A 15,178-nucleotide genomic window follows, 5' to 3' on the forward strand; every position below is an offset into this window, starting at 1 on the left:
GAAATTGTAAATTGAGGCGCATATTTTGCGCCATCTTTTTTTCTTTTTTGTTCTCTTTAACATCGAGTCAGTAATGTAATTTTCCTGCCATAAAAATCATAGTATTCCTATATTTTTCCGTTTTCAGACCATAAGACCTTTTAAAGGCAGTTTTAATTTTATTGTTCAATCCCCAGTTTGACAGTTATCACTATTGATGAAGAGAATATCTTCTCTTTCAACCCAAATGTTCATTTTTTTGTCAGGAAAAACTATTTGACAGTTTTAACAATTTGATGCTAAATTACACGATTTTGCCCATTTTTGCCTTAATATCAGTGCATTTATCGCATCAAAATTGGCATAAATGTACTTTTTTGCCTGATGTTTACGTCCCGTGTGAAGTATGTCACGGCAAGCGTTACAACAGAGAAACTCTCGAAGTAACCTGTAAAGATAAGAATATAGCAGAAGTCCTTCGAGATATCACAGGGAAGAAAAAAGCAGAAGAAACACTGCTTGAAACAAACAGATATCTTGAGGAAACCACATACCGTGCAAAAAATATGGCCGCTCAGGCAGAAATGGCAAATCGTGCCAAAAGTGAATTCCTTGCCAATATGAGCCATGAGATCCGCACACCTCTCAATGGAGTTATTGGCTTTTCAGATATACTAATGGAAACTGAGCCTACAGAGTCCCAATCCCACTACATGAAAATAGTGTATACATCAGCAAATACACTGCTTGATATGGTCAATGATGTACTGGACTTCTCAAAAATAGAAGCGGGTAGACTGGAACTTGACCCGGAAATAACAGAGCTTACAGAGCTGCTTTATCAAATTAAAGATGTTGTAAAATACAAAGCTCATGAAAAAGAACTAGAACTTAAATTAAACATAGTCTCTGACATACCACAACATATTATTGTGGATAATCTAAGGTTAAGACAGATACTTATCAATCTATTAAGTAATGCAATTAAATTCACAGAGAAGGGAGAGATTGAACTAAAAATAGAAACTTTCACAATTCCTGATAACACACATGAGATTGGATTAACATTCTCAGTAAAAGATACAGGAATAGGAATTGCAGAAGAGAACATAGGCAAAATATTCGATTCTTTTTCACAGGAAGAGGGATCTATAAACCGCAGATCTGGCGGAACCGGACTTGGACTAACCATCTCAAACAGACTTCTGGAAATGATGGGATCAAAACTGGAGCTTGAAAGTGAAGTTGGAAAAGGAAGCACATTTTATTTTACGATCGTTCTTCCCGTAAAAAAAGAGGAAAAATCAATTCTCATAGATATTCCTGAAAATTCCTGAAAAGCCCTCATAGAAGAGAAAAAGAAATTAAAATATTCCATATTAATAGCTGAAGACAATCAAACAGATATGGAATTAGCTTCAATCATCGTTTCCAGATTACTACCGAAAGCAGAAATTTTGAAGGCATGGACTGGAAAAGAGGTCGTTCGAATATTCAAGGAAAATAAGCCAGATCTAATATTAATGGACATACAAATGCCTGAAATGGATGGGTATGACGCCACACAGGAGATTAGAAAACTTGATTCTCAAAATAGAACACGTACTCCAATTATAGCCATTAATGCAAATGCATTCAAGGGTGAAAAGGAACGCTGTCTGGAAACAGGTATGGATGATCAGATTACCAAACCCATTGTTTCCAGTATGCTCCAACATATTCTGGATAAATGGCTTTTCATGATTGAAATCAATAGAAGTGAAGAAAACGATGCGCTGCCATTGAACCTTTCCATTTCGACAAAGAAAATTATAAGAAGCAATAAATAAAAATAAGAAAGTATACTGCATGTTAACTTCCATGGCAATTGGATCCATTTGATCTAACCTTGAATATATAATAACAGACTTTTCAAATAGAGATGTACAGGGAGTAAAAGCTCATGCCCATAAGATGAAAGGAACTACACTTAATATAAATTTTAATATTCTCGGCAATCTGGCAAAGGAACTTGAAGAAGCTATTGAAGTAAATGGAGAAATTGTTCCCTATCTGCAGGAACAAATGAAAAACGAAATTGAAATTGTAAAACAGGATATTGAAAAATAAAATAATAAAAGAGAGGAATCAATTCCTCTTCAGTTTCGTAACTACTGCCTCAACCTGTTCCACAGCAGTACCGATGTACCTGTCCGGGTCTACAAGGTTGATAATATCCTCTTCACTCAGGTAGTTTGCAACATCCGGGTTTGCCAGCAATACATCCTTGAAATAAGCTCCGGTATCGTGGGCTTCCATTGCACTGGAGCGTACAAGCTCGTGAGCTTCCTGACGACCAACGCCACGTTTTGCAAGTTCTATCATTACAGCCTCACCCATGTTCAGACCTTTAAGAAGATTAAGGTTGCGGCGGATATTCTCCGGATAGAAACGCAAGTTCTCTATAACTCCGATTGCAAGTTTTATTATATGGTCTGTAAGCACACATGCTTCAGGGAAAACAATTCTTTCACATGAGGAGTTTGTCAAATCCCTTTCATCCCAGAGCGTGTTGTTCTGGAGTTCCGGTTCTATCATTGCGCGTACTATCCTTGCAAGGCCACATATCTGTTCGGACTTGATAGGGTTACGCTTATGTGGCATTGTGGAAGAGCCAACCTGCTTTTTCCTGAAACTTTCTTCAACCTCAGCAATTTCACTTCTCTGAAGTGTGCGTATCTCCACAGCTATTTTGTCAAGAGTTGTTACGGTATTTGCCATCCACATGACAAATTCTGCATGGCGGTCCCTCTGGATGATCTGGTTTGAAACATCTACTGAGCCAATCTCAAGGTACTGCATAACTCTTTTCTGAATCTCAATTCCATCTTTACCAAATGCGGCCTGGGTACCTACAGCACCCGTCATCTGACCGACTATCAGGCGTGGTTTGAGCTGTTCGAGACGCTCAATGTGCCTTGCAACTTCGGATGCCCAGATAGCAAACCTCAATCCATAGGTTGTTGGAACACCAATCTGTCCGTGTGTCCTTCCGGCACATACAAGATTCTTATGAGTATCTGCCTGAATAAGAAGTACATCCAACAGTTTGTGGATCTTGTCTTCAAGGATCTTCGCAGCATCCTTTAACTGGAGACCTGTTGCAGTATCAAGCATATCATTTGATGTGGCACCAAAGTGTACCCACTTGTCGGCATCATCTTCGCATTTTTCGGATATGGCGATCACAATTGCCATCATATCGTGGTGTATCTCATCCTCAATCTCCTTTACCCTTTCAAGTTCCACAGAACCAATGCTGTTCTCTATGATATCTGCAGCTTCCTTGGGTATCATTCCTATATCAGCTTCAGCTCTGGCAAGTGCAGCCTCAGCTTTCATGATTTTTTCCAGGCGGTTTGCCTCGCTCCAGACAAATTTCATTTCGTCTGTTCCGTAACGGTATTCTATAGGGTGGATTGCCATTTATTGAATCTCCATGATCTTGATATGAATAACAGACACTATATCGTCGATATAATAATCTATTATAGATAGCATTCAAATTAACGATATGCTTTTGGTATAGTTAATCTACCAATAAATAGGCTTTGTATGAATAAAAAAGTAAAAAATGATAGCAATGCCTTAACCGGATTAGTTCTTTTCATCCTTAAAGCCACTTTCAATGTGAGAACCATCACAAAAAGGCTTGTTCTTTGATGAACCGCATCTGCAAAGTGCCATGACAGGCTGTGTTTCCAGGTTATCGCCTTTTGAGTTGGCAAGATATTTCACATTTTTGATGATATACGGACCATTTTTGCTGACTTCAATAGATGCTTCTTCTTTTGTGCTCATATTTTAAACCCAATATTCATTGTATTTTCTGAATAAATAAGTATATGTTAATTAAAAAATAAGACTGCGAGTAAGTCAAACCGAGTTATTTAAATAGTAGTATATCGGAAGAGGGAATAGTATTACAGACATCCGAATTATAATATATAAACATAGGTGGAACTATGGAACAGATAACAGAATATAAATCAAACAAACAGGTGATGTAATTGGTACTCGACACAGGAGATACAGCATTTATCATCATCTGTACCGCCATGGTCATGCTCATGACCCCGGGAGTAGGACTCTTTTATGGCGGAATGGTGCGTAGTAAGAACATAATATCCATGATAGCTATGTCGTTCATTGCCTTTGCTATTGTAAGTATTCAATGGGTTACAATCGGCTACAGCCTCTCTTTTGGTCATGACATATCAGGATTCATTGGCGGTCTGGACTACATAGGCCTTACAGGTGTAGGAATGGAAGGAGAAGGAATCCCTGACATGTTGTTCATGATGTTCCAACTTGTTTTTGCAGGAATCACACTGGCAATCCTCACATCAGGAATTGCCGAGCGTGTTAAACTAAGTTCCTTTATAGTCCTCGGATTACTCTGGACTACCCTGGTCTATGACCCTCTCGCCCACTGGGCATGGGGAGGCGGCTGGGCTGGAGAACTGGGTGCTCTTGACTTTGCAGGTGGTACCGTAGTACACATCAGCTCAGGATTTGGAGCTTTAGCACTTGCAATCGTCATCGGTAAGCGTTCAGGATTCGGAAAATACAGCATGGAAGCCGAGAACATTACAACAACTCTCCTTGGTGGATCACTTCTCTGGTTCGGATGGTTTGCATTCAATGCAGGAAGCGCACTTGCAGCAAATGGACTTGCAGTCAATGCGCTTGTAGTAACCAACATCTCTGCAGCATCCGGAGCAATTACCTGGATGGGAGCATCATGGATCAAGGGTAAACCAAGTTCCCTGGGCCTTATCAGTGGAGCTGTCGCCGGTCTTGTAGCTATCACACCAGCCTGCGGTTTTGTCGGACCTATGTCCGCCATCATAATCGGGGGATTTGCCGGACTTCTCTGTTACGGAGCACTGCTATTCCGTGTACGTAAGGGACTTGATGAGAGTCTTGATGCATGGGCAATTCATGGAATGGGAGGCTTATGGGGAGCACTTGCAACCGGAATATTTGCAAGCGCAGCCATTGGCGGAGTTGACGGACTGATCTACGGAAACACACATCAGTTCCTGATACAACTTATTGATGCTTCCGCTGCTATACTATATGCATTCGTAATGACATTCATAATTGCCAAAATCGTGGACAAGGTAATGGGACTACGTGTAACCGAAGAAGAAGAATATGTTGGGCTTGATATATCCCAGCATGGAGAATCCACAACAGCCTGAGGTGATATGAATGAAGACAATTAAAGCAATTATTCGCCCGGAGAAGCTGGAAGATGTAAAGGCAGCACTTGAAGAAAAAGGCTACTTTCCAATGACCGTTACCCAGGTCAAAGGCCGTGGTGCACAGAAAGGTATCTGCCTCCAGTACAGAGGAAAACAGATCGTTGTAGACATGATTCCGAAAACCGAGATAGAAATGGTCGTGGGTGATGATGATGTAAGACCCATAATCAAGACCATAAGAGCAAGTGCAAGAACCGGCAAATTCGGTGATGGAAAGATTTTCGTGTCTCCGATAGAGCTGGTAGCTGCAATCAGAAATGATGACGAGATAGTGTCCGAATAATATGAGGTAATTCCTCATATTCTCCTTTTTTTACCTAGCCCTATATATTTGCAGGCATCAATATATTATATATAGATTAATTATATATTCCCACATTCTAATGAGCAATTACCCATGACTCTTAACTGAGGAGAGAACATAAGGATTAACAAAAATATCGTAGATTTTCATACCCATACATGCTATTCTGATGGAGATCTCTTGCCTAAAGAAGTAGTAACACTGGCTAAAAGAACAGGATTACGTGCTCTTAGCATAACTGATCATGATACTGTTGAAGGACTTGAGTTTGCAAGAAGGGAATGTGAAAAACAAAACATTGACTTAATAGCAGGTATTGAATTAACAACTGAAATGGAATTTTCCAATATTGAAATACACATTCTCGGATATGATATCGACCCTGATGATTACAGCCTTCTTAAACTAACAGACCATGCAAAGGAAAATGCCAGGAATTACTCCAGGAAGGTCTGTTCAGCTCTGGAGTCGTTTGGCTGGGAAATCGACTATTACATAATAGATAGTAGTAAAGGTATTATCACCAAACATGATATTACAAGGTCGGTAGTCAATAAAAATGTCAGTAACTACGATTTTCATATCAACTGGTTGTCTGAAAAATCACCCATCGATACAGTGATGCAGAAATTATCCGCTAAAAGGCAATCAAAACAATAATAGTGCAGGTGGAAAAGCTGTTTGTGCACATATCTTAAGAACACTGGAACAAACAAATGACCTGCCATTTTTGCCATATATATCAGAGTCACTCATAAGATGCGAACTCGATGGATTAGAGGTGTTTTATGCTAAAAGCAGCAAAGAACAGGTTCACATGATGCATGAAATATGTTCAAAGCAGGGACTTTTGATGACCGGTGGGTCTGATTTTCATGGACCTGGAAGAACAGGACGTTGTCAGCGTGGGGAATTCAATACAGATTCCAGATTCAAACTGCAGGAACTGTTCGGTCAACTTAGTAATATCAGCAATGAACATATAAGACAACAAATATTGGCATGACTTTTTCAGTTTCCTGTAAATTTAGCCTTACCGGACATACCATTCCAGAGGAACAACTATCTCATCACCATTCTTCTTCGCACCAAAAAGAGGAATCTCAAATTTTGTATCTTCCAAAAGAACAACTGAGAGACCACATCCTCCACCACGCGGAATACATTGAATAACCTTTGCTTTAAAACAAAGCTCTTCACCTTCATTTCCCCATGAAGGGACATTGATAGTAATAGTATCACCAATGCTGTCAGGCAAACTATCTTCAAATTTGGATATTCTCTTGTAATCCAGTGCAAAACCTGTCCCTTTAAGGTTGTTCCCAATATCCCTCACGCCCATATCAAGTGCATCTGCAATTTCTTCTATAGAATATCCGGCCTGGTGAAGAAACTCTGTAGAGCCTTTTTTGAGATGGTCAAGGTCTGAATATTTCAACGGGCGAGTCTTACACAATTGACGCATCTGTTCTAATTTATCCTTAGATTTATCTTTAAATTCATCCTTAATATCCGTTTCACAATCCAGAACAAAACCTCCTTAAATGAAATTAGAGCAATAACAAATATAAAACACTTTTACTTTGCTTTACTTCTGATGTTCTCTTCGAACCAGTCAAGTATTGTAAACATCAGGTAAGAAGAAGACTTGATCAAATCATCCCTGCCACATATTTGATTTTCGGATTGCACGTAAATACCTTCTGCAAGATCAGAGATGCAGTTTGTAATCAGACTGTCCACACATCCCTCATTGACTTCGGGGTGAAACTGCAATGCAAGCACATTATCCCCATAGATGAAAACCTGCTCTGGGCATGCTTCAATTTCAAAAAGACGTTTTGCACCCTTTGGAAGACTGAAGGTATCACCATGCCATTGGAAAGTATTAATTTCCCCAGAAATATGAAACAGAGTACCTGTCTGAAATACATCAAGTGAACAAAATTTATGCCAGCCAATTTCCTTAAGTGGGCTTTGTGACCCTTTACCCCCCAATAATTCTGCTATTATCTGTGCTCCAAAACATATACCTCAGACGGCTTTACCGGATTCGATAGCAGTTTTAACAAATTTCTTTTCCTCCTTTAACCATGGATATTCTTCTTCCTGATAGACACTCATCAAACCGCCCATTATTATGAGCAGATCAAATTCGTCTGTTTGCGGAAAGGTGGAAGTAATGTACGGCATGGTCACAGCTATAGAGTGATCATTACTGCAAGCCCATTCTTTGATATTGCCAAGAGTTTCGAATTCTAAATGTAACAGACAATGTATTTTCATAATTATCCTAACCCGAATAGAATGTTAGCTTTAAAGCTTTTGGTTTGTTCTAAAAACAGCATTCAAATTTAGAAGGAATGAATATTAATTATTATTTTTTGCTTAGCAAGCATATTTGACACACAAAATAACAGTAATGTACAGATTCATATATATCATCATTAATATTATTATTATTATTATTATTATTATTATTATTATTGCTATTACTATTATTATTTACAAACTACTGAATAATATATTAAATGGTGATTATGGAAGGGTAACATGAGATACAAAGACATTTCAATTGGGCGTAAATTGCTAATATTTACACTAATAGCTGCTATAATACCCGTTCTTCTTGTAGGCACATATGCCTATGAACAGGCAAGCAACAGCATTTCAGATGAGATACAAAATAAACTTGAAGAGCAGGTACAAATAGAGAATGATTACATTGGCTCAACATTATCTCTTGCACAGGACAAAGTAAATAGTGATCTAGGAGTTGCAAGGGCCACTTTTTATTCAAAAGGTACTCCGAAGATAGTTGACGAACAAATGGTACTTGGAGAAGATTATGTTATTAATAACAACTTTGAAATAGTTGATAACATCAAAAACATGGTTGGTGGAACAGCTACCGTATTCCAGGTACAAAACAAAGAGGCTGTAAGGATATCTACTAATGTAATAACTGACGACGGAACCAGAGCAGTTGGCACTACTGTATCCCAACCAGTATATGATGCAGTTGTCAATAAAGGGGAAACCTTCTATGGAAGAGCCTGGGTTGTTAACGCATGGTACATGACAGCATATGAACCCATTAAAGATAATTCAGGAAATGTAATAGGTATTCTTTATGTTGGTGTTTTGGAAGAGCCCTTTATCAATCAAATAAAAGAGCACATGGAAAAGCTTGTTGTCGGCAAAACAGGATACTTATACATAATGGACACAGAAGGTAATCTGATATTGCATCCTAATAAAGAGGGTGAAAGTATCTATGAATATGATTTTGCAAAAGAAATGATTGAAAACAAAGAAGGTTACCTCTCATACGAATGGGAAGGGAGGGAAAAGGTAGTAGCTTATTCCTACTACGAACCCAGAGAATGGATTATAGCATCCGGGAGCTACCTCGACGAGTTCACAGAAGGAATCAGATCCATAAGAAACACATTGATCGCAGTGATACTTATCCTTATAGTAGCAGGTTTTTTTGCTGCAAGGAGATTTTCAAAATCGATCACCGACCCTCTTGAAAATATGGTTACTGCTGCCAACAATATAGCACAAGGAGACCTGACAATAACTCTTCAAAGTAATTCAAGAGACGAGATCGGGCAATTATCCTCTGCAATAGATATGATGGCAAAAAATCTTAATGAGCTTGTACTCGAAATTGAACAAAGCGTAATCAAGGTAACCGGGAACTCAAGTAGTATGCTTTCATCATCAATAGAAATGGAATCGGTGAGCAACCAGATATCCAAGACAATTGGTGAAATAGCCAGTGGTGCTCAGGGACAATCAATAAAAACTGAAGAAACATCACGTGCAATGGCAGATATGACATACAATGTCCAGGATATTGCTTCAAGTGCCCAGGTTGCTGCAGAAACTGCAACAAAGGCAAGCCAGCTCATACAGGAAGTGGGAATCCAATCAGAAACACTTCTTATTCAGATGGATGAAATACAAAATTCCGCAGTACAATCAGCAAATGTTATAAGGGAACTGGATGTTAAATCAAGAGAAATTAGTGAAATAGTAGAGCTTATCACAAATGTTGCAGACCAGACCAACCTGCTAGCACTCAATGCTGCAATAGAAGCAGCTAGGGCAGGTGAACATGGAAGAGGATTTGCAGTTGTTGCCGACGAAGTAAGAAAACTTGCTGAGAACTCAGGAAACGCTGCACAACAGATATCAAAGCTGATCCTTGAGATACAACAAAGGACAGAAGAAGCTGTTGTGACAGTAGAGAAGGGAACCGGAACCATTGCAGGTGGTGCAAAAGCACTTCAGGAAACAGTAGATGCTGTTAAAAAAATAGTAGAGGGTGGTGGAAAAGTTGCAGGTATGGCACAGGATATTGCTGCTGCCGCACAAGAGCAATCTGCATCGATCCAGGAAGTCACTGCATCCGTGGAAGAAATATCATCCATATCGGAGTCATCAGCTGCCGGAACACAGGAAGTATCTGCAGCTGTTGAAGAGCAGACATCATCCATAACAGAGTTCACAGAATCAACAAGAGAATTGTCTGAACTTGCAGATGCACTGAAAGCAAAGCTGGATAAATTCAAATTTTAAAGTGAATAAGGGGTTCAATGAGCCCTCACTTTCATCTTCTTTTTTATTCTTTCTCATAATCAAGTGTACACTTAAACTCCTTTTCAGAGCTACTTACTAGATAATAAGCTGCTGCAAGTGCAATAATGAGCACACCCAGACCCATAAGGAAAAAAGGATCTGTATTCTTGATGTCGATTATCATTACTTTTCGGACAATGGCCGTGACACCTACAAGAATGATGACATCCACATTCATTGATGATTCCACGATTATCATCTTAACGGTCTCCAGCAATTCTATACCTATGATAACAAGGAAGAACAGGCCGAATACATCCAGTATTTGGTCCACACCGATCAAAAAAACGGGAGGATTCAGCATATCTCTAATAACTATCCATCCAATCTCCAGTGTCGCACTGAGAATAACAAGTGCCATCATCACAATTACTGCTTTTATGATAATAGTCTGAAAAAGGTTTATGTATTTAATTATCACACTGCTCACCACTGGAAGTCCATATATTTAAAATATCAATATAATAAAATAACACAGAAACATCATTCAGTTTAGTAAGACCTGGGTTAAGTACTTTATTCTTTTAATCCAAATAATTATTGCTACATATAGAAAAAATATAGAATCCAGGAAACTTGTACACATATTATTAATACTGCAAATCAGACCTTTATTAGAAAAGATTACTGCTGATTTTAATAGATAAGAAATTGTTGCAGCTTTGTGTTCTGTTGAAGAAGTGTACCCCTATTTTTTGAAAAGCCATAAACCATACATAGACGGTTTTTTCAGTGTATTACCCCTGCCAATTACATACAAATATAAACTTGAGCTTTTCAGTGGCAAAATACCTGAGGTTCCCGGTTCAATTAAAAGAATGAATGCACCAAGTACTATGAAAAAGCATCCCTGAATAGTATTCATAAATATTGGCTCATGGAGAAACAGGAAGCCAAAAACAATACCACTTACGGGTTCAAGTAATGCAAGTACACTTACAGTCTGAGCCCTTATTTTAGCAGCACTGTTAAGATAGAGGACTGAAGCAAAAGCCGTTGTTATAAGTCCGAAGAGAATAAGGGTGTGCAGGTTCATGAAAAGTACATCTGCAGGAATCATACTTCCAAAAGGTAGCAATATAAGCAGACTGATAAAAGTCGACCAGAACAACTGGGTGAAGCCTGAGTATTCATCTTTGAGATAACTTACTGTCATTATTGTGCCACTGTAAGAAATACCTGAGAGGATACCCATAATAATACCAATGAGAAAACGACCATCATATCCGGCTGCAGTGCTGCCAGGAAGTATAATCATAAGTATTCCGGTTATTGATATTGACAATGAGAGCATACCGCGCTTTGTAATCTTCTCTTTTAAAAAAAGGGGAGATAACAGAGTAACATATACAGGTGCAGTGTAAAGAAGCAGGACAGCAATAGAAATACCTGCATATTGGATAGAACTGAAGTAAGTATAAAGCGTTAAAACGTTAAAGATTGCAATTAAAAGAATAAAGCGCTTTTTCTTGTTCAAATGCAGAATATTAAACTTCTTAAATACAATACAATAGGCAAACAGCATTGAGAATCCAAAAATAAGCCTGTAGAATATAATAGAAGCTATTTGCATATCATAAATATGTTTAATAAAGATTCCACTGGCTCCAAAGATAGTACATGATATTATAAGCTCAATATAAGAGTATTTACTGCTTTTAGTAGATATCATCTTGGCTTTGCAGAAATAACCCTATATTATATAAAGAAATCTTAAATAAACAATCATGAAGATATATAACAGCAAAATAAGTTGAAATGGACTACCCAGATAATAAATAAAAAGAATTAATTAAACAATACAAAAAAAGCCACCAATCACCCTAATTCAAAACTCGTTACACCAAAAATATTGTTAATCGGAAGCTTGGGAGCTTCTTTTGTATACATACGTCCGGTTTCAAAAACTCTGGACATGCCATGTGCATTTGCAATGGCCAATGCCTGCCTGTTGGGTTCAGGAACATCAAAAAATACAGGTGTTTCGCCGACCGAGGATAGGAGACCATTGAATATATCTTCAGCGATTTCAGGATTTGAAGCAAATAACGGACCTATTTTAGAACCTGTGAAACATGACCTTATGACACCATACCCAAGAATTGAATCTGAATCGTCAAGTTTTACAAATGAATTACATTCTTTCTGGGAAAGCCATGAACGCAGGAAATTCTCACGGCGGGATGGGAAATGCAAACTGTCATAATCAATCAGAGCATCAAAAGGAACTTCTGAAAACGAAACTAGCCCATCAGGCTCTTTTCCTCCTCCGATGCCTTCAAACCTTATGTTGCGGTAAACAAAAGTAAAACCAGACCTTTGCTGATACTTCTCCTGCATTTCCACCACCCCATCAGCACCAATATTCCTGTTGCCTGCATAAGACAGGACTTCAGCAAAAAGTCTGCTTCCATATCCTTCATTTCTGTACTCAGGTTTTACAATATAAAAGCCAGCGAAAGCAAATCTGTCATCATAAATGATATTTGACATGCAACATATAGGCTCACCTTCAAGCTCGCCCATAAAGAAACCGAAAGGATCTGCAGCGTAAAAACACTCTGCATCATTTATACCAGGATTCCAGCCTTCAGTTTCTGCCCACTTGATAGCAATATCGACATCTGAACGCGTCATGGTACGAATATAGAAATCCCTGTTTTCACTCATCGAGTAACACCTACATAATTAATATAAAAATAGTTACAGATAAATTTTAGCTGGAAATATACTAAATTGTAAGATATAACACTCGTGAATATAACAATGATAATATAATAAGAATTAGCTATGACCGCTACAAACTAAACCAGATTAACTGCAAAAACTGAAAAATAATTTATTGCCAATAACCCCATTGGCAACAATGTTGACAATAACTCCTAAGTTATTCCACCACCCAGGAATAACACTCCGAATACGCTCATACTCCACTGCCTACTTAGGCACTTTTAACCCCATTCCCAAATCACTCATACTCCACTATTTTACCCGAAGGAAGGAAATGCATGCATTTTCGTTTTTCAGATGCAGAGGGGAGAGCATCATACACGCATTTCCGTGCAATCCAATTCCGTTTTTTAACCGGGGAGAGTTGGGATGAATACCAAATCGTACCACCGAATGGTATATTTCGTTGTGACATTTGCTGCTTAGCAGTTCTTGCCACAATTAATACTACATTATCCAACTATATAAATATATCTACACTACGATATATAATGAGCATGATGATGATGAGGTGACTTTTAGCGCAAGAAACACCATCAATAAGTGACAAAGAAAATTATTCAGAGCAGAAGTATTTCCCTGTAAGAGCAAATTTCTCATGAATTAAGCATTCTGAACACATACATCCTTTCTTCACGGCCCCAGGATATGCACCTTTAGAACAGAACATGAAAGTTCCGGTTTCTGGATAAGAAGGGCATTTAGGACAATTGCAACCTTTGGAATGATGATATGACGTGCATATCCCAAAATACTTACCACGATTTTCTGATAAACACGACTTCTCTTCTGTCAGAAAAACACCTCAAGACTTTAGATAATCAGAAACTAAAGAAGAAAAACTCAATCGAGCTTTTCCTGCAGGTATTTCTTAAAATCAGGGTAATCTGTGCCAAGATAATCCATGTATTCTTCCTTTGCCTCGATCTCTTTAAGGCTCTGTGGAAGCTCAGGCTCAACTCCGGTCTCAGCTTTCACATGCTCAGGGAACTTTGCAGGGTCTGCTGTTTCCAGCGTTACTGCAAGAGTATTGTCACCAGTCTTTGCCCTGAAGTCCAGAAGTCCCTTGATTCCGACTGCGCCATGTGGTTCAATAAGGATGCCATATTTTTCATAGATCTCTTTGATGGTTGCCTTGGTTTCGGCATCAGATACAGAACCTGAGTGGATATCACTTCTGAGCTTTTCCATATCAGGCTCTTTGCTGATATGACCAGTCTCGTCCATGACACCACCATAGACAGCGATAAGTCTTGCAATATTGCTTGGGTGTCCCACATTCATAGCATTGGAGAGACAATTCTTTGAAGGAACTATCTTCTCGTATCCTCCTGTACTCAGGAAGGTTGGCACCTCATCATTCTCATTGACCGATGCAATTATCTTTTTCACAGGGATACCCATGGTCCTTGCCAGAACACAGCCCATCATGTTACCGAAGTTACCGGATGGGATGGAGAATATGATGCCCTCAGGATAGTTCCGAAGCTTTGCGTAAGAGTAGATATAATAGATGGATTGTGGAACCAGACGACCGATGTTAATGGAGTTTGCTGATGAGAGGTTCATACGCTTGAGATCCTCATCTGCAAATGCCTGCTTTACCATTGCCTGGCAATCATCGAATTTACCATCTACTGAGATGGCGGTGATGTTCTTGCCCAGGGTTGTCATCTGCTTGCGCTGGCGGTCGGATACCTCATCTGTAGGGAAGAGCACGATGACCTTGATGTTATCAAGACCGTAGAAAGCATCTGCAACAGCACTACCAGTGTCACCGGATGTGGCTGTGAGAATTGTCAGGCTCCGGTTCTCCTTGCTAAGATAGTACTGCATGAGCCTTGCCATCATGCGGGCTGCGAAGTCCTTGAAGGATGCAGTTGGTCCCCTGTCAAGTCTCATGATGTAGGTCTGCTCGTCCACTTTCTCAAGAGGGACGTCATAGTTGTAAGCGTCATAGGTGAGGGCTTTCAGTGACTTGTCATCGACCTCGCCCTCAAGTACCTTGCTCAGTACCCTGTAAGCTACCTCAGGATACGGTGCATCTTTGAAGGAATCGATCTCCTCCTTTGTAAATGTCGGAAGGCTACGTGGCATGTAAAGCCCCCTGTCCGGTGCAAGTCCGGTGATAAGGGCTTCCTCAAAGCTCACTTCCGGCGCATTTAGATTTGTGCTGTAGAGTTTCATTGTAATCAGGAATTTAAGT

The 15,178-nt window shown here is 39.2% G+C and carries 18 protein-coding genes; 8 read left to right on the plus strand and 10 right to left on the minus strand.

The genetic code is table 11. The annotated features are described in order from the left end of the window. The first annotated feature begins 356 nt into the window (after positions 1 to 356). The 3 genes from QZZ23_RS10460 to QZZ23_RS10470 all read left to right on the plus strand — a co-directional run bounded on the left by QZZ23_RS10460 (position 357) and on the right by QZZ23_RS10470 (position 2,088). Positions 357 to 1,316 (plus strand): ATP-binding protein, encoded by a 960-nt coding sequence (locus tag QZZ23_RS10460; RefSeq protein ID WP_292469791.1) that lies wholly within the window; start codon positions 357 to 359, stop codon positions 1,314 to 1,316. A 45-nt stretch (positions 1,317 to 1,361) separates the two neighbouring features. Next, positions 1,362 to 1,808 carry a response regulator gene (locus QZZ23_RS10465; protein ID WP_292469850.1) on the plus strand — a complete coding sequence of 149 codons (447 nt, stop codon included), beginning with the start codon at positions 1,362 to 1,364 and terminating at the stop codon, positions 1,806 to 1,808. Positions 1,809 to 1,878: 70 nt separating this feature from the next. Continuing rightward, positions 1,879 to 2,088 (plus strand): Hpt domain-containing protein, encoded by a 210-nt coding sequence (locus tag QZZ23_RS10470; RefSeq protein ID WP_292469852.1) that lies wholly within the window; start codon positions 1,879 to 1,881, stop codon positions 2,086 to 2,088. Positions 2,089 to 2,106: 18 nt separating this feature from the next. Here the strand turns inward: QZZ23_RS10470 and purB are convergent, their stop codons facing one another. Together purB and QZZ23_RS10480 are read right to left on the minus strand one after the other, a co-directional pair. Continuing rightward, positions 2,107 to 3,444, minus strand: coding sequence for an adenylosuccinate lyase (purB, locus tag QZZ23_RS10475; protein WP_292469793.1), 1,338 nt, complete (start codon positions 3,442 to 3,444; stop codon positions 2,107 to 2,109). 171 nt (positions 3,445 to 3,615) lie between these two features. Then, positions 3,616 to 3,819: a CDGSH iron-sulfur domain-containing protein gene (locus QZZ23_RS10480; RefSeq protein ID WP_292469795.1), complete on the minus strand. Its 204-nt coding sequence runs from the start codon at positions 3,817 to 3,819 to the stop codon at positions 3,616 to 3,618. 209 nt (positions 3,820 to 4,028) lie between these two features. Here QZZ23_RS10480 and QZZ23_RS10485 point away from each other — a divergent pair, with 209 nt between their 5' ends. The 4 genes from QZZ23_RS10485 to QZZ23_RS10500 all read left to right on the plus strand — a co-directional run bounded on the left by QZZ23_RS10485 (position 4,029) and on the right by QZZ23_RS10500 (position 6,598). Continuing rightward, a complete protein-coding gene (locus QZZ23_RS10485) occupies positions 4,029 to 5,225 on the plus strand; it encodes an ammonium transporter (protein ID WP_292469798.1) in 1,197 nt (398 codons plus the stop codon). A 10-nt stretch (positions 5,226 to 5,235) separates the two neighbouring features. Continuing rightward, positions 5,236 to 5,571: a P-II family nitrogen regulator gene (locus QZZ23_RS10490; RefSeq protein ID WP_292469800.1), complete on the plus strand. Its 336-nt coding sequence runs from the start codon at positions 5,236 to 5,238 to the stop codon at positions 5,569 to 5,571. A gap of 156 nt (positions 5,572 to 5,727) precedes the next feature. Further along, positions 5,728 to 6,252, plus strand: a complete 525-nt coding sequence (locus tag QZZ23_RS10495; protein WP_292469854.1) for a PHP domain-containing protein — start codon at positions 5,728 to 5,730, stop codon at positions 6,250 to 6,252. Positions 6,253 to 6,373: 121 nt separating this feature from the next. After that, positions 6,374 to 6,598 carry a hypothetical protein gene (locus QZZ23_RS10500; protein ID WP_292469802.1) on the plus strand — a complete coding sequence of 75 codons (225 nt, stop codon included), beginning with the start codon at positions 6,374 to 6,376 and terminating at the stop codon, positions 6,596 to 6,598. Between the two features lie 27 nt (positions 6,599 to 6,625). Here QZZ23_RS10500 and QZZ23_RS10505 read toward each other — a convergent pair whose 3' ends face one another. The 3 genes from QZZ23_RS10505 to QZZ23_RS10515 all read right to left on the minus strand — a co-directional run bounded on the left by QZZ23_RS10505 (position 6,626) and on the right by QZZ23_RS10515 (position 7,878). Next, positions 6,626 to 7,057, minus strand: a complete 432-nt coding sequence (locus QZZ23_RS10505; protein WP_292469804.1) for a hypothetical protein — start codon at positions 7,055 to 7,057, stop codon at positions 6,626 to 6,628. Positions 7,058 to 7,170: 113 nt separating this feature from the next. Continuing rightward, positions 7,171 to 7,623 (minus strand): hypothetical protein, encoded by a 453-nt coding sequence (locus QZZ23_RS10510; protein WP_292469856.1) that lies wholly within the window; start codon positions 7,621 to 7,623, stop codon positions 7,171 to 7,173. Positions 7,624 to 7,626: 3 nt separating this feature from the next. Then, positions 7,627 to 7,878 carry a hypothetical protein gene (locus tag QZZ23_RS10515; RefSeq protein WP_292469806.1) on the minus strand — a complete coding sequence of 84 codons (252 nt, stop codon included), beginning with the start codon at positions 7,876 to 7,878 and terminating at the stop codon, positions 7,627 to 7,629. A 267-nt stretch (positions 7,879 to 8,145) separates the two neighbouring features. Here QZZ23_RS10515 and QZZ23_RS10520 point away from each other — a divergent pair, with 267 nt between their 5' ends. Beyond that, positions 8,146 to 10,182 carry a methyl-accepting chemotaxis protein gene (locus tag QZZ23_RS10520; protein WP_292469808.1) on the plus strand — a complete coding sequence of 679 codons (2,037 nt, stop codon included), beginning with the start codon at positions 8,146 to 8,148 and terminating at the stop codon, positions 10,180 to 10,182. 43 nt (positions 10,183 to 10,225) lie between these two features. On the opposite strand, the gene QZZ23_RS10525 is transcribed toward QZZ23_RS10520, so the two are convergent. The 5 genes from QZZ23_RS10525 to thrC form a co-directional block, all read right to left on the minus strand. Beyond that, a complete protein-coding gene (locus QZZ23_RS10525; protein WP_292469810.1) occupies positions 10,226 to 10,663 on the minus strand; it encodes a phosphate-starvation-inducible PsiE family protein in 438 nt (145 codons plus the stop codon). 267 nt (positions 10,664 to 10,930) lie between these two features. Beyond that, the gene (locus QZZ23_RS10530; protein ID WP_292469813.1) at positions 10,931 to 11,914 is read right to left on the minus strand and encodes a DMT family transporter; all 984 of its coding nucleotides are present in this window, start codon (positions 11,912 to 11,914) and stop codon (positions 10,931 to 10,933) included. A 146-nt stretch (positions 11,915 to 12,060) separates the two neighbouring features. After that, complete coding sequence (locus tag QZZ23_RS10535; RefSeq protein ID WP_292469814.1) at positions 12,061 to 12,912, minus strand: GNAT family N-acetyltransferase; 852 nt, start codon at positions 12,910 to 12,912, stop codon at positions 12,061 to 12,063. Between the two features lie 616 nt (positions 12,913 to 13,528). Continuing rightward, positions 13,529 to 13,768, minus strand: a complete 240-nt coding sequence (locus tag QZZ23_RS10540; RefSeq protein ID WP_366931346.1) for a DUF2769 domain-containing protein — start codon at positions 13,766 to 13,768, stop codon at positions 13,529 to 13,531. Between the two features lie 47 nt (positions 13,769 to 13,815). Next, the gene (thrC, locus tag QZZ23_RS10545; protein ID WP_292469816.1) at positions 13,816 to 15,159 is read right to left on the minus strand and encodes a threonine synthase; all 1,344 of its coding nucleotides are present in this window, start codon (positions 15,157 to 15,159) and stop codon (positions 13,816 to 13,818) included. Positions 15,160 to 15,178: the final 19 nt, after the last annotated feature.

The sequence above is a fragment of the Methanolobus sp. genome (assembly GCF_016278385.1).
Lineage (GTDB): Archaea > Halobacteriota > Methanosarcinia > Methanosarcinales > Methanosarcinaceae > Methanolobus.

Coding starts and splice junctions, on each gene's coding strand:
- QZZ23_RS10505 (WP_292469804.1), bottom strand. CDS start 7,057: ATGCGTCAATTGTGTAAGACTCGCCCGTTGAAATATTCAGACCTTGAC.
- purB (WP_292469793.1), bottom strand. CDS start 3,444: ATGGCAATCCACCCTATAGAATACCGTTACGGAACAGACGAAATGAAA.
- thrC (WP_292469816.1), bottom strand. CDS start 15,159: ATGAAACTCTACAGCACAAATCTAAATGCGCCGGAAGTGAGCTTTGAG.
- QZZ23_RS10490 (WP_292469800.1), top strand. CDS start 5,236: ATGAAGACAATTAAAGCAATTATTCGCCCGGAGAAGCTGGAAGATGTA.
- QZZ23_RS10520 (WP_292469808.1), top strand. CDS start 8,146: ATGAGATACAAAGACATTTCAATTGGGCGTAAATTGCTAATATTTACA.
- QZZ23_RS10535 (WP_292469814.1), bottom strand. CDS start 12,912: ATGAGTGAAAACAGGGATTTCTATATTCGTACCATGACGCGTTCAGAT.
- QZZ23_RS10480 (WP_292469795.1), bottom strand. CDS start 3,819: ATGAGCACAAAAGAAGAAGCATCTATTGAAGTCAGCAAAAATGGTCCG.
- QZZ23_RS10530 (WP_292469813.1), bottom strand. CDS start 11,914: ATGATATCTACTAAAAGCAGTAAATACTCTTATATTGAGCTTATAATA.
- QZZ23_RS10515 (WP_292469806.1), bottom strand. CDS start 7,878: ATGAAAATACATTGTCTGTTACATTTAGAATTCGAAACTCTTGGCAAT.